At 45.9% G+C, this 353-nt stretch carries 2 tRNA genes; both read right to left on the bottom strand.

The annotated features are described in order from the left end of the window. Positions 1-4: 4 nt before the first annotated feature. Positions 5-89: transfer RNA gene (locus tag ACXAH1_RS24725), tRNA-Leu, on the bottom strand. Between the two features lie 79 nt (positions 90-168). After that, positions 169-243: transfer RNA gene (locus tag ACXAH1_RS24720), tRNA-Gln, on the bottom strand. Positions 244-353: the final 110 nt, after the last annotated feature.

Raw genomic sequence — 353 nt, 5'->3', positions numbered from 1 at the left:
AACATGGTGCGGAAGGAGAGACTTGAACTCTCACATCCGAAGATACTGGAACCTAAATCCAGCGCGTCTACCAATTCCGCCACTTCCGCATTATATTATCTGGAGTATTTGGAACCTAAATCCAGCGTCTATTTCAAGACATCTGCCAATTCCTCAACTTCAGAAAGTTGGCTGGAGTACCAGGATTTGAACCTGGGAATGGCGGGATCAAAACCCGCTGCCTTACCGCTTGGCGATACTCCAACGAAAATTTGATTATTTTAGTTCTAATCGAGAACATGGTGCGGAAGGAGAGACTTGAACTCTCACATCCGAAGATACTGGAACCTAAATCCAGCGCGTCTACCAATTCC

The sequence above is a fragment of the Pseudoalteromonas sp. AWH4_217 genome (assembly GCF_056161105.1).
Note: the sequence above shows the minus strand (reverse complement) of the source record. Positions and strands in the feature narration are given on the sequence as shown.